Origin of the sequence: Streptomyces sp. NBC_01460, assembly GCF_036227405.1 — a bacterium.
Lineage (GTDB): Bacteria > Actinomycetota > Actinomycetes > Streptomycetales > Streptomycetaceae > Streptomyces.
This window is the reverse complement of record NZ_CP109473.1, coordinates 75,943-96,837: the sequence shown is the minus strand read 5'-3', so window position 1 is coordinate 96,837 and position 20,895 is coordinate 75,943. Positions and strand designations below refer to the sequence as shown.

The following is a 20,895-nucleotide window of genomic DNA, read 5'->3' as shown; positions in this document are numbered from 1 at the left end:
GATATCGGCTCCGCTCACGCAACCCTTGGGCACCTGCACCGAGAGGTCGACATGCCGATGCTGGAGCTCTCAGACCTGAGCGATATCTCCACTTGGGCAGATCAACATCCTCTGGCGAAGCTCGACATCGAACGCTCTCTGGCATCACCTACGAAGCCACCGGCCTGACACCCTCGACGGTTTCATGGCCGGGTACCGGCCTCACCTCGACATACCAGCCTCACCTGGAAAATCCGAAGTCAGTAACGGCGAGCGTGCCGTCGGTCGCCTTCTCGCCGCTGGCCGGGTCGTTGGCGCCGAGTGGGGCCGGCGTGTGGACGGGCCCGGTGGCCGCGGGAGGTGTCGCCGGGCCGGGACGGCGACGGCCGAGGTGGTGGAAGAACAGGTTGAGCACGACGGCGGTCAGGGTGCCGAGCATGATGCCGCTCTCGAAGAGTGCCTGCAGCTGGCGGGTCGGCATGTGCTCGGCGAACTGCGGGAACGCAGTGGGCAGGAAGCCGATGCCGAGACTGGTGGCGACCAGGATCGTGTTGCGGGAGTCGGTGAGGTCGGCCTGGCCGAGGATGTGCATGCCGACCACCGCGATGGTCGAGAAGAGCACGATCGTCGCCCCGCCGAGGACCGGCGCCGGCATGGCCGACACGACCGCCCCCACCTTGGGCACCAGGCCGAGCACCAGCATGATCACGCCGGACCCGGCGACAATCCAGCGCGATCTCACACGGGTGAGCTGGAGCAGGCCGATGTTCTGCGAGTAGACCGTGGTCGGGAAGGAGTTGAGAAGACCCCCGAGCATGGTCGCGAGTCCGTCGGCGCGCAGGGCGCGGGTGATGTCGGGGCCCTCGACCTCGCGGCCGGTGATCTCACCGATCGCGAAGAACTGCCCGATCGACTCCACCGCGATGATCACCATGACCAGCACCACGGCCAGGACGGCGAGGAGGTCGAAGCGGGGCGCGCCGTAGTGGAACGGTGCTGTCATCCCGAACCAGCCGGCCTCGCCGATACCGGAGAAGTCAGCCTTCCCGGTGGCCGCCGCCACCGTCGTCCCCGCAGCCAGGCCGAGCAGGACGGCCAGGGTCGCGACGAAGCCGCGTGCCACCTTTGTCAGGAGCAGGATCACCGCCAGGGTGACGCCTGCCAGTCCGAGGTGGCCCAGTGTGCCGAAGGTGGGGGACGAGGGGTCGCCGCCGCCCACCTGGCGGGCCGCCACCGTCATCAGGGTTATCCCGACGACGGCCACGATCGTCCCGGTGACCAGCGGCGGGAAGAACCGTACGAGGCGGGAGAAGACCGGTGCGACGAGGAACAGTGCCAGGCCGGCGGCGATCACCGCGCCGAAGATCGTCGGCAGGCCGGCCGTCGCGCCGCCCGCCGCGAGCCCGACGGAGACCAGGGAAGGCACGGCGGCGGTGGACATGCCCTGGACGACCGGCAGCCGGATGCCGATGCCGGGCAGGCCCACGGCCTGGAGGAGCGTCGCGACACCGCACGCGAGGAGTGAGGAGTTGACCAGGCGTGCCACCTCGTCCGGCGGCAGGCCGATGCCCTGGGCCACGAGCAGGGGCATCACCACTGCGCCCGCGTAGAACGCGAGGACGTGCTGCAGGCCGAGCAGCCCGAGGCGCCAGAGGGGCGGGACCTCCTCGACAGGGTCGGAAGGCTTCGTATACGTCGTCCCGCCGGTGTCCGTCGTCAGCATGTGGGAGCTCCCTGGAAGGTGCGGTCCGTGATGTCGGCGCGACGCGTCAGCGCGGCAGCGTGCTCCCGCGCGTGGGCGTAAAGCTCTTCCTCGTCGATCCGGGTGCACCGGCCGTCCTCGAAGACCACCGCGCCCGCGACGATCGTCATCACGACGTCGGAGGACTGTGCGGTGTGGACGAGATGCGAGTCGAGGCGGTGCAGCGGGGTGTGACGGGCCGTGCTCGACACGTCGACTACGGCCAGGTCGGCCGGGGCGCCCGGTGTGACACGTCCCGTGCCTGGCGCAGCACCGGTGTAGCGTGCGCCGCCGAGCGTCGCGGCGGTCAGCGCGTCCTCGCAGCGCACCGACGCCGGGTCGAGGGTGGCCAGGCGCTGCGTGAACAGCATCTGCTTCATCACCTCGAACATGTCCTGCCTGCCACCCGCGCACGGGCCGTCCGTGCCGAGGGCGACAGTCGCTCCGGCGGCGCGCAGCGCGGCGAGCGGCATGGTGCCCGAGGCCAGATAGGCGTTGGAACCCGGGTTGTGGGCCACGCTCGCACCGCGTGTGCCGACTGCCGTGATCTCCTCCTCGTCGAGCCAGACGGCGTGGGCGAGGGTGGCGCGCTCGTCGAGCAGGCCTTCCTTCTCCAGCCAGGCGACCGGGCGGATGCCGTAGGCGTCGAGGTAGCTCGCGGGGTCCTTCGCCCCCTCGCTGCAGTGTGTGTGCCAGCGGACATCCGCCCGCCGGGCCTGCTCGACGGCGCCGCGGACCAGGTCCTGGTCTCCGTAGGACAGATTGAGCGGGGCGGGCCAGATCTGGACACGGGAGCCGGCCGGGCGGGCGGCCAGGCACTCGGCGGTGATTCTGAGCTCCTCGGTGGTGGAGTAACGGTACAGGGCGGTCGGCAGGCCGCGGGCTTCCGCGACGGCCGTGCGGTCGCCGAGCATGCCCCGGGCCACCACGCCGCGCAGCCCGGTCTCCTCGATAGCGTCAGCCACCGCGAGCACCGTCTCGGTGTCCGTCGGCGCGTAGTGGTGGTCGACAACGGTCGTGATGCCCGCCCGCGCGGCCTCCGCCGCTCCGAGCCGGGCGGCGACCCGGGCGTCCTGCGCGGTGACGGCGATGGCGTAGGGCCACATGAACTCGCGCAGCCACGGCCAGATCGCCATGCCCTCGCCGAGACCGCGGGCGAGTGACTGGAACAGGTGGGTGTGCGCGTCGGTGAAACCCGGCAGTACGGCCCTGCCGGTGCAGTCGACGCTACGGCGGGCGCGGAACGCGCCCCGCAGAGCCGTGGCGGAGCCCACGGCCACGATCCGTCCGGCAGCGACGGCGACCGCGCCGTCCTCGTAGGTGACCGTGCGGCCGGTGCTCTCGGGGTCGGGTGTCAGGACGTGGCCGCCGGTGAGCAGCAGGTCGCAGTCGCGGGGGGCAGCGGACTCGGCAAGGGGCGGGGACGGCATGGCGGAGCTCCTCGTGGCGAGAGGGCGGTGTGATGGCGAGCGGTGCGGGGGGAGTGGCCGGCAGGAGAGGACTGTCACCGACGGAGCCGTGCGGAAGAGCTGGTCGGAGCCGGGCGCGAAGCTCCCCGCGGTCGTGGGCCGTTCGGGCGGCCCGCACGAGGGCGGGCCGCCCGGACAGCCCACACGGGTGGCGACCCGCAGCAGGAGACGGCGTCGTCAGCCCGCGAAGTTCGCCGCGATGCGCTGCCGCAGGTAATCCGCTGCGGTGACGGGCGCATGGACGCCATCCGGGTCCTCGATGAGGGCGCTTCCGTCGGCCTGCGCGAAATAGGCGATCGAGTAACGCGGGCCGAGATCGCCGTCCGGGTGCGGCGGGGCGACCCGGTGGAAGTTGGACGGCAGCCGGTCGCCGCTCCAGCGCGCCAGCATGTCCCCGATGTTGCAGGTGATCAGGGACGAACGGGCCGGGACAGGGGTCCAGCGGCGCTCACCTGCCTCGCGGCCCGGGCAGACCTGCAGCCCTTCCTGGCCTTCACGCTGGAAGAGGAGGGTGAGGCAGTCGAAGTCGGTGTGGGCGCCGGCGCGCCAGGAGTTGTCGGCGGTGGCGCGGACCGCTGCCTCACGGTTCGTCGCGTAGTAGTGCAACAGGCGCAGCGTGGACTGGTGGTCCGGGGCCGACGGGTCATGCCGTGCGGCGAAGAACCCGTCGGGCAGGCCGAGCCGGTCGGCGAAGCAGCCCAGGACGCGCATGGCCAGCTCGTGACAGCGGGCCTCGAAGGCGAGCAGGGTGGCCCGAAAACCTGCCAGTTCGGACTCCTGGGGCCACATGTCGGCCATGCGCGGGCGGGTGAGCTGGAAGGACTCCTTCTCGTCCGGGGTGCCGGTGGACGGCCGGACCTGGCTCCGGTACTCCCAGCCCGCGTTGCTCCCCGGACGCAAGGCCTGCCGCGCCTTCAGCTCGGCCGGGAGCGCGAAGTAGGCGCGGGCGGCGGCGAAGGCGGCGTCGGTCCCATGCCGGTCGATGCCGTGGCCGCTGAGCTGGAAGAAGCCGATCTCCGTGGCCGCCTGCCACAGTTCGGCGGCGATCTCGGAGCGCCGGTTGTCGAAGTCGGCGAGGTCGATGACCCGGATCTCGCGCTCGGCTGTCCCGCCGTCACCGGCGCCCATCGCCCGTTCCCTGGCGAGTTCGGCCTCCGCGGTCACGGCAGCTGTGCCGCTGCGAGCGGGGAATGTGGGCGGGCTGTCGGTATGCGTGTTCAACGTGGTTCTCCCTGTGGAAAGCCACACGGCCGACCCCTACAACGCCGACCGTGCGAGCGGGTGAACGAAGCGCGGTCACCGCCCCCGGCGCTTCCACCGACCGGAGCCACGGACCCGGTCGGGCACGGTCGCCACGGCCTTGCTGCCGTGGACGTCGTGAGCTGGCAGCCGGTTTCCGATCCAGGAGGCACCCTGACCGGGGGAACCGGCTGCGCGATGCGGAGAGTCTGGCGCGTACGTGTTTCGGACGCACGACACGAGATGACGGTGCTGTAACCGCGAGCCGGGCTCAGCGTCTACAGAGGAGATCCGGAGGGGCAGAGCACGTCACAGCTGCGCACCCGGCCGCACCGCGCCTGCGTGGTCTGCCCCTGCCCTGTGCCGTGGCCGTGGAACTGGCCGTGCTCGCGATGTCCCGGGCCCGCGTCACCGACAAGCCCTCACCGGCAGTCGGTGGACCATCCGGCTGATGAGGACTGGAGCGGTCTCGTGGCGGACTCGCAACGAAGATCCACTTGGCGATTAGCATGCGTGGTGATTGCCGTCCCCTTTGAGGCGGAAGTCGCGGAGGATCTTCCATGTCTTCATGCAGGCGAATAAGTGCTCGACACGGGCGCGGACCTGCTTGGTGGACGTGTTGGGAGCCTTTTTCCAGTCGGGCAGTGCTTCACCTCGGCTGCGGCGGTGAGGCAGGAGAAGTCCTCTGCCCGGACAGGGACGACGGCCGCCGTCGGCGATTGTCATGGTCGCGCCGACCGCGGCCTTCGCGCCGGACTCGTGCCACGCCTTGCAGTCATTGCGGTTACCGAGAAGGGGCCGGCCGATCACCACGACCACGGCGGCAGTCTGCGCCCAGGAGGCTGACACGGGTGGAGGGAGTAATCCCGGGGCAGGTGAACGGCCAAGCCGGGCTTACTGGGCCGATTCCGCAGGTGTCACTGAGGCGGCTGCAGCGGGCGTCGAGACAGGGCTGTAGTAGACGGAGCGTCCTTGCTTGGAGCGCTCCAGCAGCCCGTGGGCGACACCTTGCTCGAGGGTGTTGCGTACCACCGTGACCTGGGTCCTGCGCTGAGGGTTCGATTCGGTCAGGGCCGCGGTCACTTCAGCTGCGGACTTCGGTTCTCGCTGATCGTTCAGGTATGCGGTGACCAGCTCACGCCACGTCGGCTCGCTGGATCCCTTCGCCGTGGCCCCGCTTGCGGGAGCCTCCGCTTCAGTTGGCGTGTGAGGCTTGGAGGCTCGACTCCGCTTCTGCGGCGTCGTTCTGCTCCGAGGGCGACGGGCAGTGGGAACGGATGCCGTCGTGCGGCCCTTGCCCTGACGGGCAGCTGGCTTGCCGCTGTCGCCCAGGACTTCCTGCATCTTGACCAGAACCTGTTCACCCTCCTCCAGTAGAAGGAGCTCGCCCTGCAGCCGGGTCAGCTCAGTACGTACCCGCTCCTGCTCACCACGGTTCGTTGAAAGATCATCGGTGATCCTTTGGGCGTAGTCCTTGCTGATGGTGGACGTAACAGTGGTTTTGGACATGCAATCCCGGCCTCTCGTTGTGGCTGAAAACCCTCTGGTGGCTGATGCTACCGATACCGAGTGAGGCAACACCCGGATCGGCACCACCTCACCTCACCAGAGACCGTCCACATCCGCCTCACTGCAGCATCGGGCTGGGCGGAGCGGAAACGTCCCGACCGGGTGCCGGCCACCCACCACCGCACTCACGAGGTGTGCTACTTCCACTGCTACTCGTTCGGCGACGGCCGCCTGTAGGGTGCCATCCGCCGCAAGAAGGGTGCCGCGAACACACTGAAATCGATCCGGCCGCCAGGCCCGATGGCTCCTCGACAACCTGTCCGCCCACAAGGGCGTTGGCATTCGGCGCTGGGCGAGGAAACGCAAGGTCGAGCTGTGCTTCACCCCGACCTACGCATTGTGGGCGAATCCGATCGAGGCGCACTTCGGGCCGCTGAGGCAGTTCACCTGCTCACTCCACGCTGACGAGTGATCTATCGAAGGACGCACATGGCGCCCGTCCTGGATCTTCCGGGGCGGGCGCCGTCGTCATATGCCAGACAGCGGACCGTTACGCCGCGCACCCGCGGGCAAGGTACGGCTTTTGGCGAGCTGGCCGTGGTACCTCGACGCAGGCGCTCTCAGGCGCTCTCAGGCGCTCTCAGGCGGTGAGGACGGAGTCGTCCTGGGGGCGTGCGCCGGGCAGCTGATGGCGCGCGGCGACCAAGGCGGCGTCGATGTCGCGGGTGCCGGTTGATACGCAAAGCGTGTAGGCGATGTCGTCCATCCGTTGCTGCACTTCCGCGTCGCCGTTTTCGGCCTGGTGAATGCGCAGGGTGTCGTACTGCTCGACAAGGTTCCGCAGCACCGCAGGGTGGGCCATCAGCACCGGAGTCTCCTACTCGCCGTCGCTCGCAGACCACCGCCTACCCCTGCCCTCTGCCGCCATGCCCACCACATTCGGGGGGTGCCAGCGGGGCGCGGGCGTTGGCCGACCGCGTAGGGCCAACACACCAGGCCAGGAACCGAAGCTGTGCCAGCGCGCACCCAACGATACGGTTCTGACCCTGCGGCGTGACGACCGTTCTACGATGGGTATCCGCGCCGATGCTGGGAGCTGTCATGGTGGATCACACCCCGGACCACCCGCCGAAGACCCCACCACCGCCGAAGCGCCCGCTGTCGCCGCCGCGCCCGGAGACTGGTCTTGCAGAGCCGCGGGTTCGGATGGAGATGCGGAACCGGCGGGCGGCGAACTGGACTCTGGAGGCTGCCCCGTGGTCTGCAGGAAAGGCGTCGCGGGCAGTGGTGAGCCGGCTGCATCAATGGGGTTATCGGCAGGCCGACCAGGCGGCGAGCGACCTCACGGAGTTGCTCGTCCGGACTGCGGTCGGCGACGGAGGGAAACGAGTGTCGGTGCATCTGGCGGACCAGAACCGGCAGGCGCTGATCGTTTCCCTGTCGCATCAAACCGGCCTGACCGTCTGCGACGACACCCTGCTGCGCGAGCTTGCGGCGTTGGGCGCGGTGTCATGCGGGTCGGACACTGCTGAGGACGGACGCCGGGTGTGGGTGGTGCTTGATCTGTAGGTCCGGGTCGTGACCTGCTGCAAGCTCACCTGGAGTCCGTCCACCAGGCGGCACACGACGACCGGGTGCCCTGCGCGGTACAACTCGTCGGCCGATGCTCCAAGTGGTCTTCTCCCCGGGCGGCGCGCCTACCTGGCGCTACCGCGACTTGCTCAGCGCGGACGGGAGGCGGCACGACGCCTTCCGTCACGAACACCTCAAGCCGGCGTGCACTCCACCGCCCACGCCAAGGACCACCGATTCGCTCCCGCCCTATGCCGTGTCCTATTGATCAGAAACGGCTCGGGTTCTCATCGACATGAGGAGTCTTCACCAGGGTCGCCTGATCCGCCTCGATGGTCCTGGCCGCCTGGGCTGCTTCGCGGAAGGTGACGACCGCCTCGCCGTTCTCCCGCGCCCATGCGGTGAGCATCCTGATGGGCTCCTCCAGGGTTCGCCCGAGATCGGTCAGGCTGTACTCCACGCGCGGTGGCGCCTCGGCGTACGCGTGCCGCTCGACGAGCCCATTGGCCTGGAGCCGGCGCAACGTCTGGGTCAGTACCTTGCGCGAAATGCCACCGCTCAGCTCGACCAGCGCGCCGTGGCGCAACGGGCCGTCGGTCAGCGCGAAGAGCGTGACCATGGACCACTTGCTGGCGATGATCTCCATGGCCAGGAGAGCGGGACAGTCGGCGAGGAAGGCAATTCCGGGTCGCAGGCTCATACCCCGAAGGTTACCTAGAGGTACCTGACGGCCGCCTATCGTCGTCAAGGTGCGCACGCCCCCTTACTCGCATCTCGCACGATTGAGGTTTCAGGCATGTTCGTCTCCCTTGCCGTCGTCACCTTGTTCATGTCGGCGCTTCTCCTGGTATCGGCCGGGGCCAAGTCTCTACGGACGCGGCACATCACCGAGCAGATGTCCACCCTCGGAGTTCCTCAGGGCATGATGGCTTTCCTGATCGGCGCTCAGATCGCGGGCGCGGCCGGTGTGATCGCCGGACTCTGGTGGGGACCCGTCGGAATCGCCGCCGCGATCGGCCTAGCGCTCTATTTCGCTGGGGCGGTCGCCTTCCACCTGCGCGTCGGCGACCGCAAGGGCGCGTCTCCGGCGGTGGTCCTCACCATGGCCTCCGTCGCCCTGATCGCATTGCGTGCTGCCACCCTCTGACAGCGGACAGCCGGTCTGGCGCCCGCCTTGATCGTGCCGGGTGAGGTCGGTCTCCGATGAGGACGGCCACCGTTGATCATTGTGAGTTGTGTCGACAAACGAAGATCAGCTGGTGGCCGTGGGCCAAAGCGTATCAATCAGAAACTCATGGGGTCCTCGGCCAGGACGTAGCGGACGTGTGGGCCGCCGAAGTAGCCGCGGACGATGTGCGGCTGGCGCTGGCGCCGGCGGAAGAAGAGGCGGGTTTCGGTGGCGAGTTCGGCTTGATCGCGGGCTCGGTGCTGTCGGGGCAGGCTGTGCTTGAGGTCGGCGTTGACCAGCTCGTCGGGGTTCAGCTCGGGTGAGTAGGCGGGGAGGAAGTGCAGCTCGACGTCGTCGGGGTGGGCGGCGAGCCAGTCGCGGACCTTCTTGGACCGGTGGACGGAGTGCCCGTCGACGACGAGGTGGACCTTGTGGTCGAAGTGGCCGGCCAGCCGGTCCAGGAAGCGACACATGACGGCTCCTGAACCGATACCGGCTACTGCGCTATGAGCGACGCCAGTTGCACAGTAGGGCGTCGACCGCAGTGTGCAGAATCGGCGCCGCCACCCCGTCGCGCAGCTGCGTGGAGAGGCCGAGGAGAAAGCTGTGGATCATGGCGGTCACGCCGTCGACGTCGGCATCGGCATCGAGTTCGCCCGCGGCGATGCCCCGCTCCACGCATGCCCGGATGCGTACCCGGTCCGCCGCACGCCGTGCCGTGACGGCCGCGCGCACTTTCTCGTGCTCCTCTCCCGGCGCCCGCATCGTGCCGGACAGGGCGATGAGACAGCCGGTGGGGTGGGACGAGTCGGCCTGCATGTCGATCGAGCCGTGCAGCAGGCCGGCCACCGCCTCGCGCGCGCTGAGCGTCTCGTCCTCAATGACGCCGGTGGCGCCGCCGGGGCCCTTCATGTAGTGCTCGACGACCTGCTGGAACAGCCCTTCCTTCGAGCCGAAGGCGCCGTACAGGCTCGCGGAGGACAGGCCGGTGCCGGCTCGCAGCTGGGCCAGCGAGGTCGCTTCGTAACCCTGCTCCCAGAACAGCAGCATCGCGGCTTCCAGTACGCCCTCCAGGTCGAAGGCGCGGGGACGGCCAGCCGGCGGCATACGGACCTCCTGCATCAGCGTGACAGACGAGCGTTTCGGAACGGGGAGCGCGTCCGCGTACCCCGCCTCCCATATTGGACCAACCACTCCACAAAACGCCAAGTGCCGAAGCGGCCGAACGTCGTGGATGCACAGTGACCCTGATCACTTAAGGATCATTCAATCCATAATTGCTTGACTGTCACGCCGGGCCGAGGCAAATATTTCGGCATGAACGATCCAGAATTCGAGAAGGGCAGCACCGCAGCCCTCTCCCCGCTGAGCCGGGCGATGGTGCTGCTACTGGCCGTGACCTGCGGCGCGGCGGTCGCGAACATCTACTACGCGCAGCCGCTGCTCCCCGTCATCTCCGAGGCTCTGGGGGTCTCCGACGGGGCCGGAGGTCTGATCGTCACCGCCTCGCAGATCGGCTACGCCCTTTCTCTCGCACTGCTGGTGCCGCTGGGCGACGTACTGGAGCGGCGCCGGCTGGTCAGCGGGATGCTCGCCCTGAGCGCTGTCGCTCTCCTCGGTGCGGCGGCGTCCCCCTCGCTGGGTGCGCTCTACGCATCGGTCGCGCTGGTCGGGGTGACCTCGGCCGTGGCACAGATCGTCGTGCCCATGGCCGCCTCGCTGGCCGCCGACCATGAGCGCGGCGCGGTGGTGGGCACGGTTATGAGCGGCCTGCTCATCGGCATCATGCTCGCTCGGACGGTCGCCGGGATGCTGGCCGAATTCGGGGACTGGCGGCTGGTGTTCGTCTTCGCCGCACTCGTCATGGTGGTGCTGGCGATCACCTTGCGCCTGGCTCTGCCTCTCGTGCCACCGGCCGCAAAGACGTCCTATCCCCGGCTGCTGCACTCGGTGGTGACGCTGGTGCGCACCGAGTCGCTGCTGCGCAGGCGCATGGCTCTGGCCGCGGTCGGCATGGGCTGCTTCACGGTCCTGTGGACCGCCTCGTCGTTCCTGCTGGCCGGACCCATCTACGGGTACGGTCCGGCGGTCATCGGCCTGTTCGGCCTGGTCGGGGTCGTCGGGGCCGCCGCCGCGACGGCGGCCGGCCGACTGGCGGACCGCGGTCGGGCTCGCCAGGTGACCACCGGCGGGCTGATCGTCCTGACGGTCAGCTGGGGTGTACTCGTGCTCGCCGGGCAGGGAGGCCCGCTCGGTCTGAGCGCGCTCATGGTCGGCATCGTGGCGCTCAACCTGGCCCAGCAGGCACTGCTGATCAGCCACCAGAGCGTTCTGTACCGCCGCGTGCCGCACGCACGCAGCCGAGTCACCACAGCGCTCATGGTCTCCGCCTTCGCCGGCAGCACCGTCGCGTCCGCGCTGACGGCCGCGCTGTATCCGCTCGTGGGCTGGGCCGGGGTCTCCGCGCTCGGAGCGCTGATCGCGCTGATCGGCATCGCGGTCTGGTCCCTGGAACTGCTCCGCCCGAGCCCCGCGGAACCGCTCGCCGACCCGTCGGCGGACGAGAACCTCCACACCGACGTCCACCCGGCCCGCACCTCTCCCGCAGACCCGGACAGCACCCACCACTCCCACGCACAGGAGACCACTGATGCCTGAGATCCGACGAGTGGCGATCCTGGACGACTACCAGCACACGGCACACCGGTACGCCCACTGGGGTTCCCTGCCCGAAGGCTCCGATCTCACCTTTTTCTCCGAGCACTTGGGTAGCGCCGAGGCGGTGGTCGCCGCACTGGAGACGTTCGACGTCGTAGTGGCCATGCGCGAGCGCACCCCCTTCCCCGCCGAAGTGCTCGGCAGGCTGCCGAACCTGCGCCTGCTGGTGACCACGGGCCCGGCCAACGCGGCCGTCGACTTGGCCGCGGCCGCACGGCACGGGATCGTGGTGTCCGGCACACGCGTCGCAGGGCTGACCTCCACAGCCGAACTGACCTGGGGACTGCTGCACGCCCTGACCCGCTCGCTCCCCGCCGAGGACCGCAACCTACGCGAGGGCGGCTGGCAGCGGACGGTGGGACGCGACCTGCACGGTGCCCGCCTCGGCGTGATCGGTCTCGGCGGCGTGGGAAGTCAGGTGGCCCGGGTAGCCGTCGCCTTCGGCATGGACGTCGTCGCCTGGAGCACCCATCTCGACGCCGGGCGTGCCGAGGCAGTGGGCGTCACCCCCGTCAGTAAGCGGGAACTGCTGGCCACTTCGGACGTGGTGACGCTCCACGTCCCGCTCTCCCCACGCACCACCGGCCTCGTCGGGACCGACGAACTCGCCCTCATGCGGCCGGACGCCCTGCTGATCAACACGTCCCGGGCGCCCGTCGTGGACGAGCGGGCGCTGCTGGCCGCGCTGTACGCCGGAACGCTGGGCGGAGCCGCCCTGGACGTCCACTTCACCGAGCCGCTGCCCGTCGATTCGCCGTGGCGCAGCGCTCCGCGAACCGTCCTCACCCCACACCTGGGCTACGTCACCACCGGGGCCTACCAGACCTTCTATCGCGACGCGCTCGCCGACATCCTCGCCTACGCGGCCGGCGAACCGGTCCGCGTGCTCACGCCATGAGCGGACCACGTCCCACCATGCCAGCCTCCACCCATCAACGAGAAAAGGCACCCACCATGACCCTCAGCGAGCAGAGCACCACCGCCGACCTGCGGCACGCTTCGGGTGGGCGTTCGGGAAGCGATTCGGGAGGCCGTCTGCCACGCCTGTGGACGCGGACTCTGGGCGATCTCACCCTCACCTACGTTCCCGACGCCGGCGTCCACATGATCCCCACCAGGGTCTACCCCGCCTCCGCTGACGAGGACTGGGCAGCCCACGGTCCCCATATGACGGACGCTGGCCACCTGGCCATGGGATGCGGCGCGCTGCTCGTCGAGCGCGGGGGGAAGCGCCTGCTCCTCGATGCCGGCCACGGCCGTATCTCGGGCGAGGACCCGGAACACTTCCAGCACGGCTTCGACCACGTACAGACCCTCCCCGATCATCTGGAACGCCTGGGTGTCGACCCGGCAACCCTGGAGACGGTCGCCTTCACCCACCTGCACGACGACCACACCGGCTGGGCCAGGCCAGACGCCGTCGACGACCCGCGCGGCCTGTTCCCCCACGCGCGCTGGGTCGTCGGACAGGGCGAACTGCAGGGCCTGGACCCCGCCTCCGGCCCACGGCTCGCCGGACAGAGCGAACGGACCACGGCCGTCGCCGACGGAACGGAGATCGCCGAGGGCGTACGAGCCCGGGCGTTGCCCGGGCACACCACCGGTCACACGGCCTACATCCTCGAGACCGGCGACGGCCGCCGGATCGTGGCCTTCGGCGACGCCATGCACTCACCCGTCCAGGTCCAGCACCCCGACTGGGAAGTCGTCCTCGACCACGACAGTGCCCAGGCCGAGCATTCACGCCGCCGACTCGTGGAATTCCTTTCCCAGGACGATGTCTTCGGATTCGGCGTGCACTTCGCCGACCAGCAACTCGGAACCGTCGACGACACCGGCCGCTGGCGCCCTTGGGACGACGAGACGGACAACCGGTAAGCCCCCGGAGGCCTTGCCGCGCGACGGTTGCGCTCCAACCGCATCGGCATTCTGGACCTGGGTCACTCCGTCGCCTGACCGGTCCTCACCCCGCTCCTCGTTGAGCCTTGGTGCGTCGCGGAGATCAGTGCGGACAGCACGGGATCGCGGTGTGCGGCGTCATCCGCTGCGATACGTACGGTTCCGGGCGGAATGGATGCGATAGAAGTGACGAAGTTCGGCGAAGCCCCGTGAGATCAGAAGCTCGTGGTGGGAGCGCCCCTGTGGGGCACGGGGGCCCAGTCGTCGGTGATCCGAAGGGCCGGCGTGAAGTGTTGGCCGTCCGTCCCCGCGAGCAGCCTGTCCATCCTGCTCCGGAATCGGGGCCGGATGACGGCACTGCGGCTGGCCGAGGAATTGGAGGTCTCCGTACGAACTGTCTGCCGAGACGCCGCGGCATTCGGCTCCGCCGGTATCCCGCTGCACGGCGACGCCGGACACGCGGGTGGCTATCGGCTGGTCGATGGCTGTCGCCGTAGCGAGGCGCAGGCCGCGTTCTCGCTGCACTCCCCGGCGCCGCTGCCGAGCTCGGCCTCGGCGAGGTGCTCGCCACCGCCCGGTTACCGTGGGCATCCCCTCCGGGGGAGCTGCGAGGGCACGCCGTCGGATCCTGGGGACCTGTGCGGTGACGGACCCTTTCGGGTTCGTCACCGCCGGCTGTCAGCCGGTTCCCGACTGTGCCGTGCGGTGGGTGGCTTCCTGGGTCGCGGCCCAGGTGGCGAGGAGGCGCAGTCCCTCCTCGGAGGGTGAGCCGGGCTCGGCGGTGTAGATGGTGAGGGTGAGGCCGGGAGCGGCGGCCATTTCCCGGCCCTCGAAGGCGAGGGAGAGGTCGCCGACGGCGTGGTGGTGGAAGTGTTTGGTTCCGGTGCCGTGGTGGCGGACGTTGTGCGCACCCCACCGGGTGCGGAAGCCGTCACTACGAGTGCACAGCTCCCCGACCAGTTCGTGAAGGTCCTTGTCGTGCGGGTTGCGGCCGGCTTCCGCACGCACGATGGCAACGGTGATGTCGGCGAAGGCGTCCCAGTCCGGGTAGAAGCGGCGGGAGGCGGGGTCGAGGAAGGTGAAGCGGGCCAGGTTCTGCTGGTTGCGGGGCGTGGCGTAGACGTCGGCGTAGAAGGCGCGGAAGAGCTGGTTCGCCGCGAGGATGTCCATGCGGCCGTTACGGACGAACGCCGGTCCGGCGGTGACGGCGTCCAGAGTCCATTGCAGGCTGCGGTGCGGCTTCCACCGCTCCTGGGTACGCCGACGTCGAGGGCGGGTGAGGGCGTCAGAGCCGTCGGCGGCCTGGGCCAGATTCACCAGGTGGGCGCGCTCGGCGTCATCGAGCTGGAAGGCGCGGGCGAGAGCTTCGAGTACTGCCGGGGAGACTCCGGCGAGGTTGCCGCGCTCCAGTTTCGAGTAGTACTCCACGCTCATGTCGGCGAGGGCCGCGACCTCGCTGCGGCGCAGGCCCGGCACCCTGCGCCGGGATCCGGTAGGAAGTCCGGCCTGCTCAGGTGTGATCTTTGCGCGCCGCGAGGTCAGGAACTCGCGGCACTCCTCACGGTTGTCCATGCCTTCGACGGTACGTCCCTCACGCGGCCATAGGGATGTACTGCCGGTACACCCCTTGTCAGTGACTCGCTCCACAGATGAACAGGGCGTTCCCTGGAAGACGTGGTGCTTCTCCTTCGGCAAGCAATCGGCGAAGGAGTAGCCCCGCGCCCCGCTCGGACGGTCCGCCGCCCGAGGCCCCGGGGCTCGCACCTGCAACCCGTTGGCAAAGGAACCTCTCATGCGTGGCGCACTGATTTACGCTCCCGGCGACATCCGCCTCGAGACCTTGGAGAACCCGAAGATCGAGCACCCGACCGATGCGATCATCCGAACGGCGGTGACCTGTGTATGCGGGTCGGACCTGTGGCCGTACCGAGGTGCGGAGCCCACCGACGCGGCCCATCCGATGGGCCACGAATACGTCGGCTTCGTAGAAGAGGTCGGCTCCGCGGTCACCTCTGTGAAGCCGGGCCAGTTCGTCGTCGGCTCGTTCGCGACCTCGGACAACACCTGTGCGAACTGCCGCAACGGGTTCCAGTCGAGCTGTCTGAACCGCGAGTTCATGTCCACGTGCCAGGCCGACCACATCCGCATCCCCAACGCCCAGGGAACCCTCGTTACCACTGATGGCGTACCGGACGAAGGCTTCTGGCCGGGACTGCTGGCCGTGTCGGACGTGATGGGCACCGGGTGGTGGGCCGCGGACGCAGCCGAGGTCAAGCCCGGCTCGACCGCCGTGGTGGTCGGTGACGGAGCGGTCGGCCTGTGCGCGGTGATCGCCGCGAAGGAGATGGGCGCGGAGCGGATCATCGCCATGTCCCGCCACGAGTCCCGGCAGAAACTCGCTCGCGAATTCGGCGCCACCGACGTCGTTGCCGAGCGTGGCGAGGAAGGCGTGGCCCGAATCAAGGAGATGACCGGCGGGATCGGCGCGGACAGCGTCCTGGAGTGCGTCGGCACCGCTCAGTCCATGAGCCAGGCCCTCCGGTCGGCGCGGCCGGGCGGCAACGTCGGCTTCGTCGGCGTCCCGCACGAGGTCGCCGTCGACGGACAGGAACTGTTCTTCTCCCACGTCGGCCTTCGCGGCGGCCCCGCCCCCGTACGCCGCTACCTCCCCGACCTCATCGACCGCGTCCTGACCAGCGCGATCGACCCGGGCAAGGTTTTCGACCTCATCCTCCCCCTCGACCAGGTCGCCGAAGGCTACAAGGCCATGGACGAACGCCGCGCCATCAAGACCCTCCTCACCCCCTGACCCCGGCCCGTCAAACGCACAGGAGCAACCGTGCAGATCACCCGCAGCTCGATCGATACAGCAAAGGGGCCGGCCGACTGGTTCACCGGCGACGTCTACATCGACGCCGTCGCCGCCGCCCCCGCCCCGTCCCGGGTCACCGCCAACCTGGTGCACTTCATGCCCGGTGCCCGCACCCGCTGGCACCGCCACCCACTGGGCCAAACCGTTTTCGTCACCGAAGGGATCGGCCTGTGTCAGCGCCGGGGCGGCCCGGTAGAAGTCATCCGGCCCGGCGACCGCGTCCTGTTCGAAGCCGATGAGGAGCACTGGCACGGTGCCGCACCGAACCGGCTGATGGTCCACCTGGCCATCAACGAGGGCGACGACTACCACGACGTCGTGCACTGGATGAACCCCGTCACCGACGGTGAATACACCGCAGCCCCGGCCGCGAGCTGAATCCGGACCTTCTGGTTCAGGTCACCGAGGGCTGCACAGCCAGGACGACCGCCGTGCCGTCGGAGCTTCGCCCGTGCACCACATCGCTCCCCTCGACGGTGGCCCTGATGCTGCCCGCCCGCACCCACGTTGTTGAGGAGAACTACCGTGACCACCTTCGCCCTCGTCGGCGCCGGTCCCGGCCTGGGGCTCGCGGCCGCCCGTCGCTTCGGGACAGCCGGCCACACAGTCGCTCTTCTCTCGCGCAGCGCCCAGCACCAGGACAACCTGGCCGCCGAGCTGGCGAGGGAGAACATTCACGCCCGTGGCTTCACCGCGGATGTCCTCGACCCCGTCTCTCTCACCGACGCCCTGCAAGAGGCCGCGGACAGGCTGGGCCCTGTCGAGATCCTCCAGTTCAGCCCGGTGCCTCGCGCCGACTTCATGATGCCGGTCTTGGACACCATGGCGGCTGACCTGGACGACCCGCTGGCTTTCTCCGTCAAAGGTCCGCTCACCTGCGTGAACACGGTCCTGCCCGGGATGCGGGAGCTCGGGCGGGGCACGCTGCTGTTCGTCAACGGCGGCAGCGCGGTACGCCCGAAGGCAAGCGTGGCCGGGACCTCGATCGCGTTCGCCGCCGAAAGCGCCTACGCGGCGATGCTCCACACCGCGCTCGCCGACGAGAACATCCACGCCGCGCAGCTCATTGTCCCCGGCGCGATTCGCCCCGACTCCGCGACCTCAAGCCCCGAGGTGCTGGCCGAGCGACTGTACGGCCTGCACACCGACCGCAAGGGCTTCCGGCACTACGCCGAGCCCATGCCCGACCCGCAGGAAGACACTCCATGAGCTTCACCCTGCGCCGGGCACTGACCGTCACCGTCACCACCGGCGTACTGCTGCTGGCCGCGACCGCCTGCTCCGACGACTCACCCGCCGAGCAGGCCCCCTCCACCGCCTCCGCCTCGTCGTCCTCCCCGGCGGCCGAGCAGTCGCAGATCTCGGGGTCAGCACGCCCGTCCGGATCAGACAGGAGCACTCCGATGGATATCCGCGTCACCATCGACGGCCGGCCGGTCGACGCGACCCTGAATGACAGCCCCGCCGCCCGCGACCTCGCCTCCCTGCTCCCGCTCACCCTGGACCTGTCGGACTTCCACGGAACCGAGCGAATCGCCGACCCGCCGAGGAAACTGACCACCCAAGTCGCACCCGAACCCGCGGCAGCAAAGGTCGGAGACATCGCCTACTTCGCACCGTGGGGCAACCTCGCCATCTTCTACAAGGACGGCCCCTCCGCCTCCGAAGATCTGCTGATCCTCGGACACATCGACGCCGACGCCGACCAACTGTCCGTGGCCGACCGCATCACCATCGAAGTTTCCTGACCCCGCCCACCACCCCTCCTCGTACGGGAAGAAGTTTTCGCATGCCCTCCGCCACCGGGTCCGCCCCTGGCCGACTACCCTTCGTCGTCTGGGTGCTTGCCGCCGGCACGTTCCTGATGGGCACCACCGAGTTCGTCATCGCCGGACTACTGCCCGAAATGGCCGCCGACCTGAACGTGAGCGTGTCGCACGCCGGTCTGCTGATCACCGCATTCGCCGTCGGAATGATCGTCGGCGGGCCGACGACGGCCATGGCCACCCTGCGCCTGCCCCAGCGCCACACCCTCATCGGCGCACTCGCCGTCTTCGCTCTCGGGCATGCCGTCGCCGCGCTCAGTGCCTCCTTCACCATCGTGCTCACCGCCCGCGTGGTGACCGCCCTGGCCACCGGGGCGTTCTGGGCCGTCGGCTTCGTCATCGCCACCACCACCGTGGGGCCCGCGAGCGCCACGCGTGCGGTCGGCGTCATGATGGGCGGCCTCACCCTGGCCAACGTGATCGGTGTGCCGATCGGCTCGTTCGTCGGGCAGTACACCGGCTGGCGCGGCCCGTTCTGGGCGCTGGCCCTTCTCGCCGCGCTGGCCGCCGCGTTTGTCGGCCGGTTCATCCCCCGGACGGAGCAGCGGGCGGAGGTGTCGGTGCGGGCCGAGGTCCGGGCCCTCAAGCAGGGGCGGTTGTGGCTGGCACTCGGCGCGGCCGTGCTGATCATGGGCGGAGTCCTGGCGACGTACACCTACATCACCCCGCTGCTGACCGACCGGGCGGGCATCCCGGCGGGAGCCGTATCGCTTGTGCTGATCGCCTTCGGTATCGGTGCGCTGGGCGGCACCACGATCGGCGGGCGTCTCGGTGACCACCGCCCGATGGCCATCACGATCACCGCAGCGGCGGCCACCTCCCTCATCCTGCTGGCATTGATCCCCGCCTCGAACAACCCTATGGCCGCCGTGGTCCTGGTCTTCGGTATGGCCCTTGCCGGGTTCACCGTCAACCCGGTCGTCACCTCCCTCGCCGTCCGCTTCGCCGGGGATGCTCCCACCCTCACCTCGGCGCTGACCACCTCCGGCTACAACACCGGCATCGCCGCCGGTTCCCTCATCGCCGGCCGGGCCCTGGACTCCTCGCTCGGCCTGACCGGACCGCCCCTGGTCGGCGCCGTCTTTGCTGCACTCACCCTGCTGCCGCTCATCGCCCTCGCACTCGGCGGCACCGGCCACCGCACGCGGATCGTCGTCCAGCGCACTACTGCGGCCCCCGTACGGGACGACGCCTCCACACCGGCACACCACTGACCTCCGCCCAAACGAGCCACCGCTCCGCCATCGAAAGGGAGACTCACATGACCGTCACCTACGACTTCCACGGCAAGAGAGCGTTCGTCACCGGCGCAGCCTCAGGCATCGGCAGCACGACCGCCCTGGCCTTTGCCCGCGCCGGCGCGCAGGTCGCCCTCGTCGACCGGTCCGTCGAGGGCCTGAGCGAGACTCCCTGCGGCCGCACCTTCGACGGCGGGATCTGCGGCTCCGCGACCTCCCACAACGCAGGACACGCCTGATGAGACGCTGTTTGCCGCAACGAGGCCGCCGAGCGAGGAGCAGTTGACGATCGCGCCGCTGCCCTGCTCCCGCATGTGGGATCTCGGCCGGTCAGACGGTCTGGCCGCTCGGTGACGTCGCAGACCAGCACGAGGACCTGGTGGGCGTCGTCGGCGAGCTGCTTGGCGGCAGCGTTGACGGGCGGCTCCAGAGGCGGCGAAGGCGTCTCTCGAGGGGCCGCTCCGCTACCGCGAGTACCCCGACATCCACCCACTTCAGACCTGCGACCTGTCACTTCATGATGCACACCTCTCAGTGATCGATCCGCCCTGGCGCCTGACATCGCCTACGCGGTCGCGGTCAGTGGATCGGGGTGCGCCGCCACGTAGTCGCAGGCCGCTTCGGAGAAGGCCCGGACGCGGTTGTTGTCCGCCGCGGAGAGCCAGATCAGGCGCCATTCGTACGCCGGGGCGCCCTTGATCGGGACGAACGCGACGTCGGGGCGAGCGTCGTAGACACTGGCGTGGGACGGGACGGGGAAGACCCCGTGGCCTCCGCCGACCAGCGCCCACATCTCCTGGATGCTGCCGAATTCCGTGCTCCGCCCGGAACCCCGGTCCGCCGGCGATCTGCCGGGGGCGAACGACGAATCCGTCTGCCCTGGAGCGAACAACCACTCCGCGCCGTCGGGAGCGACCCATCGGGCCGCCTGCCCGGGAGCGGACGTCCGCACCGCCTGTCCAGAAGGCGCCCGCGGCCGCAGCACCTCGTACCGTGCGAGCTCCGTCACTTCCACCGCTTCCCGCCGCGCCAGCGGATGCCGCGCCGAGACGGCGAGCATCGGCGCTTCCCGGAACAGCATCGGACCCGCGCTGTGGTCGGGTGCGAGCGTCGATACCGGTACCGCGAAGTTGTCGATGAGCAGGACGTCGATCACGTCGTCGCGCAGTGACGCCGTCCCGTCCCCGAAACGGCTCTCGTGCAGCCGTACCTCGCATCCCGGATGCCGGGTCCGCAGCAGCTCCGCCGCGCGCATCACGAACTGTGCGGTGGCCGTCCCCAGGAACCCGACCCGCAACACGCCGTCCACGCCCCGACCCGAGGCCACCGCTCGCGCGAAGGCGTCCAGGAGCTCCTGGTGCGCGGGCCTCAGATCCTCGAAGAGGCGCCGCCCGATCGCGGTGAAGGCCACCCGTCTGCTGGTCCGCTCGAAGAGGGCCGCGCCGACCGATCGTTCCAGCTTCTGGACCGTCTTGCTGACCATGGCCACCGAGACGTGCAGTCGCTCGGCGCTGCGCCCGAAGTGCAGTTCCTCGCCGACCGTCAGAAAGATCTCGATCTCACGTCGCTCCACCACTCCCCCTACCGTCAACCCACAGGTCAACGATCCTTGCAGGAATGACAGTTGATGGCGACGCCCAGGCGGTCGAAGCTGTGAACACACCG

General features: G+C 69.4%; 22 protein-coding genes and 2 pseudogenes. 13 read left to right on the top strand and 11 right to left on the bottom strand.

The genetic code is table 11. The features are described 5' to 3' along the window. Positions 1-220: 220 nt before the first annotated feature. The 5 genes and pseudogenes from OG488_RS00445 to OG488_RS00425 all read right to left on the bottom strand — a co-directional run bounded on the left by OG488_RS00445 (position 221) and on the right by OG488_RS00425 (position 5,937). On the bottom strand, positions 221-1,702 hold the full coding sequence (locus tag OG488_RS00445) for a nucleobase:cation symporter-2 family protein (protein WP_329224790.1): 1,482 nt from the start codon (positions 1,700-1,702) through the stop codon (positions 221-223). After that, positions 1,696-3,150, bottom strand: coding sequence for an amidohydrolase family protein (locus tag OG488_RS00440; protein WP_329224788.1), 1,455 nt, complete (start codon positions 3,148-3,150; stop codon positions 1,696-1,698). Before OG488_RS00440 ends, OG488_RS00445 begins: the two co-directional genes overlap by 7 nt. 216 nt (positions 3,151-3,366) lie before the next feature. Then, positions 3,367-4,410, bottom strand: coding sequence for a 2-oxoglutarate and iron-dependent oxygenase domain-containing protein (locus OG488_RS00435; protein WP_329224786.1), 1,044 nt, complete (start codon positions 4,408-4,410; stop codon positions 3,367-3,369). Between the two features lie 522 nt (positions 4,411-4,932). Further along, a pseudogene (locus tag OG488_RS00430) lies at positions 4,933-5,247 on the bottom strand (IS5/IS1182 family transposase); the annotation flags it as partial. 75 nt (positions 5,248-5,322) lie between these two features. Further along, a complete protein-coding gene (locus OG488_RS00425; protein ID WP_329224784.1) occupies positions 5,323-5,937 on the bottom strand; it encodes a hypothetical protein in 615 nt (204 codons plus the stop codon). A gap of 111 nt (positions 5,938-6,048) precedes the next feature. Between OG488_RS00425 and OG488_RS00420 the strand changes: the two are divergent. Further along, positions 6,049-6,385, top strand: a pseudogene (locus OG488_RS00420) (transposase); the annotation flags it as partial. A gap of 192 nt (positions 6,386-6,577) precedes the next feature. On the opposite strand, the gene OG488_RS00415 reads toward OG488_RS00420, so the two are convergent. After that, positions 6,578-6,805 carry a DUF5133 domain-containing protein gene (locus OG488_RS00415; RefSeq protein WP_329224783.1) on the bottom strand — a complete coding sequence of 76 codons (228 nt, stop codon included), beginning with the start codon at positions 6,803-6,805 and terminating at the stop codon, positions 6,578-6,580. A 233-nt stretch (positions 6,806-7,038) separates the two neighbouring features. On the opposite strand from OG488_RS00415, the gene OG488_RS00410 reads away from it, so the two are divergent. After that, positions 7,039-7,506, top strand: a complete 468-nt coding sequence (locus OG488_RS00410; RefSeq protein ID WP_329224782.1) for a hypothetical protein — start codon at positions 7,039-7,041, stop codon at positions 7,504-7,506. A gap of 271 nt (positions 7,507-7,777) precedes the next feature. On the opposite strand, the gene OG488_RS00405 is transcribed toward OG488_RS00410, so the two are convergent. After that, on the bottom strand, positions 7,778-8,209 hold the full coding sequence (locus OG488_RS00405) for a winged helix-turn-helix transcriptional regulator (RefSeq protein WP_329224781.1): 432 nt from the start codon (positions 8,207-8,209) through the stop codon (positions 7,778-7,780). A gap of 96 nt (positions 8,210-8,305) precedes the next feature. Here OG488_RS00405 and OG488_RS00400 point away from each other — a divergent pair, with 96 nt between their 5' ends. Then, positions 8,306-8,656 carry a DoxX family protein gene (locus OG488_RS00400; RefSeq protein WP_329224779.1) on the top strand — a complete coding sequence of 117 codons (351 nt, stop codon included), beginning with the start codon at positions 8,306-8,308 and terminating at the stop codon, positions 8,654-8,656. Positions 8,657-8,793: 137 nt separating this feature from the next. On the opposite strand, the gene OG488_RS00395 is transcribed toward OG488_RS00400, so the two are convergent. Next, a complete protein-coding gene (locus OG488_RS00395) occupies positions 8,794-9,168 on the bottom strand; it encodes a transposase (protein WP_443074270.1) in 375 nt (124 codons plus the stop codon). 13 nt (positions 9,169-9,181) lie between these two features. Beyond that, positions 9,182-9,784 (bottom strand): TetR/AcrR family transcriptional regulator, encoded by a 603-nt coding sequence (locus tag OG488_RS00390; protein WP_329224777.1) that lies wholly within the window; start codon positions 9,782-9,784, stop codon positions 9,182-9,184. A gap of 210 nt (positions 9,785-9,994) precedes the next feature. On the opposite strand from OG488_RS00390, the gene OG488_RS00385 reads away from it, so the two are divergent. From OG488_RS00385 to OG488_RS39155, 4 genes are all read left to right on the top strand, one after another. After that, positions 9,995-11,335, top strand: coding sequence for an MFS transporter (locus OG488_RS00385; RefSeq protein ID WP_329224775.1), 1,341 nt, complete (start codon positions 9,995-9,997; stop codon positions 11,333-11,335). Further along, positions 11,328-12,293 (top strand): D-2-hydroxyacid dehydrogenase family protein, encoded by a 966-nt coding sequence (locus tag OG488_RS00380; RefSeq protein WP_329224773.1) that lies wholly within the window; start codon positions 11,328-11,330, stop codon positions 12,291-12,293. Before OG488_RS00385 ends, OG488_RS00380 begins: the two co-directional genes overlap by 8 nt. 56 nt (positions 12,294-12,349) lie before the next feature. Then, positions 12,350-13,273 carry an MBL fold metallo-hydrolase gene (locus tag OG488_RS00375; RefSeq protein ID WP_329224771.1) on the top strand — a complete coding sequence of 308 codons (924 nt, stop codon included), beginning with the start codon at positions 12,350-12,352 and terminating at the stop codon, positions 13,271-13,273. A gap of 369 nt (positions 13,274-13,642) precedes the next feature. After that, complete coding sequence (locus OG488_RS39155; RefSeq protein WP_443074192.1) at positions 13,643-14,062, top strand: HTH domain-containing protein; 420 nt, start codon at positions 13,643-13,645, stop codon at positions 14,060-14,062. Here the strand turns inward: OG488_RS39155 and OG488_RS00365 are convergent. Further along, positions 13,973-14,866 carry a helix-turn-helix transcriptional regulator gene (locus OG488_RS00365; protein WP_329224769.1) on the bottom strand — a complete coding sequence of 298 codons (894 nt, stop codon included), beginning with the start codon at positions 14,864-14,866 and terminating at the stop codon, positions 13,973-13,975. The two genes, OG488_RS39155 and OG488_RS00365, sit on opposite strands and share 90 nt — an antisense overlap. 220 nt (positions 14,867-15,086) lie before the next feature. Between OG488_RS00365 and OG488_RS00360 the strand changes: the two genes are divergently transcribed. The 6 genes from OG488_RS00360 (at position 15,087) to OG488_RS00335 (ending at position 19,469) form a co-directional block, all read left to right on the top strand. After that, a complete protein-coding gene (locus OG488_RS00360) occupies positions 15,087-16,103 on the top strand; it encodes a zinc-dependent alcohol dehydrogenase family protein (protein ID WP_329224767.1) in 1,017 nt (338 codons plus the stop codon). 30 nt (positions 16,104-16,133) lie between these two features. Continuing rightward, a complete protein-coding gene (locus tag OG488_RS00355) occupies positions 16,134-16,544 on the top strand; it encodes a (R)-mandelonitrile lyase (RefSeq protein WP_329224765.1) in 411 nt (136 codons plus the stop codon). A 147-nt stretch (positions 16,545-16,691) separates the two neighbouring features. Continuing rightward, the gene (locus tag OG488_RS00350) at positions 16,692-17,375 is read left to right on the top strand and encodes an SDR family NAD(P)-dependent oxidoreductase (RefSeq protein WP_329224763.1); all 684 of its coding nucleotides are present in this window, start codon (positions 16,692-16,694) and stop codon (positions 17,373-17,375) included. Then, positions 17,372-17,914: a cyclophilin-like fold protein gene (locus OG488_RS00345; RefSeq protein WP_329224761.1), complete on the top strand. Its 543-nt coding sequence runs from the start codon at positions 17,372-17,374 to the stop codon at positions 17,912-17,914. Before OG488_RS00350 ends, OG488_RS00345 begins: the two co-directional genes overlap by 4 nt. Before the next feature lie 41 nt (positions 17,915-17,955). After that, a complete protein-coding gene (locus OG488_RS00340; protein WP_329224760.1) occupies positions 17,956-19,206 on the top strand; it encodes an MFS transporter in 1,251 nt (416 codons plus the stop codon). Between the two features lie 47 nt (positions 19,207-19,253). Beyond that, positions 19,254-19,469 carry an SDR family NAD(P)-dependent oxidoreductase gene (locus OG488_RS00335; protein WP_329224759.1) on the top strand — a complete coding sequence of 72 codons (216 nt, stop codon included), beginning with the start codon at positions 19,254-19,256 and terminating at the stop codon, positions 19,467-19,469. Between the two features lie 326 nt (positions 19,470-19,795). On the opposite strand, the gene OG488_RS00330 is transcribed toward OG488_RS00335, so the two are convergent. Further along, positions 19,796-20,806, bottom strand: a complete 1,011-nt coding sequence (locus OG488_RS00330; RefSeq protein ID WP_329224757.1) for a LysR family transcriptional regulator — start codon at positions 20,804-20,806, stop codon at positions 19,796-19,798. Positions 20,807-20,895: the final 89 nt, after the last annotated feature.

Bases quoted from the DNA above. Each gene is read 5' to 3' on its own strand.
- OG488_RS00445 (WP_329224790.1), bottom strand. From the start codon at position 1,702: ATGCTGACGACGGACACCGGCGGGACGACGTATACGAAGCCTTCCGAC.
- OG488_RS00440 (WP_329224788.1), bottom strand. From the start codon at position 3,150: ATGCCGTCCCCGCCCCTTGCCGAGTCCGCTGCCCCCCGCGACTGCGAC.
- OG488_RS00425 (WP_329224784.1), bottom strand. From the start codon at position 5,937: ATGTCCAAAACCACTGTTACGTCCACCATCAGCAAGGACTACGCCCAA.
- OG488_RS00410 (WP_329224782.1), top strand. From the start codon at position 7,039: ATGGTGGATCACACCCCGGACCACCCGCCGAAGACCCCACCACCGCCG.
- OG488_RS00405 (WP_329224781.1), bottom strand. From the start codon at position 8,209: ATGAGCCTGCGACCCGGAATTGCCTTCCTCGCCGACTGTCCCGCTCTC.
- OG488_RS00400 (WP_329224779.1), top strand. From the start codon at position 8,306: ATGTTCGTCTCCCTTGCCGTCGTCACCTTGTTCATGTCGGCGCTTCTC.
- OG488_RS00390 (WP_329224777.1), bottom strand. From the start codon at position 9,784: ATGCCGCCGGCTGGCCGTCCCCGCGCCTTCGACCTGGAGGGCGTACTG.
- OG488_RS00385 (WP_329224775.1), top strand. From the start codon at position 9,995: ATGAACGATCCAGAATTCGAGAAGGGCAGCACCGCAGCCCTCTCCCCG.
- OG488_RS00380 (WP_329224773.1), top strand. From the start codon at position 11,328: ATGCCTGAGATCCGACGAGTGGCGATCCTGGACGACTACCAGCACACG.
- OG488_RS00375 (WP_329224771.1), top strand. From the start codon at position 12,350: ATGACCCTCAGCGAGCAGAGCACCACCGCCGACCTGCGGCACGCTTCG.
- OG488_RS39155 (WP_443074192.1), top strand. From the start codon at position 13,643: ATGACGGCACTGCGGCTGGCCGAGGAATTGGAGGTCTCCGTACGAACT.
- OG488_RS00365 (WP_329224769.1), bottom strand. From the start codon at position 14,866: ATGGACAACCGTGAGGAGTGCCGCGAGTTCCTGACCTCGCGGCGCGCA.
- OG488_RS00360 (WP_329224767.1), top strand. From the start codon at position 15,087: ATGCGTGGCGCACTGATTTACGCTCCCGGCGACATCCGCCTCGAGACC.
- OG488_RS00345 (WP_329224761.1), top strand. From the start codon at position 17,372: ATGAGCTTCACCCTGCGCCGGGCACTGACCGTCACCGTCACCACCGGC.
- OG488_RS00340 (WP_329224760.1), top strand. From the start codon at position 17,956: ATGCCCTCCGCCACCGGGTCCGCCCCTGGCCGACTACCCTTCGTCGTC.
- OG488_RS00335 (WP_329224759.1), top strand. From the start codon at position 19,254: ATGACCGTCACCTACGACTTCCACGGCAAGAGAGCGTTCGTCACCGGC.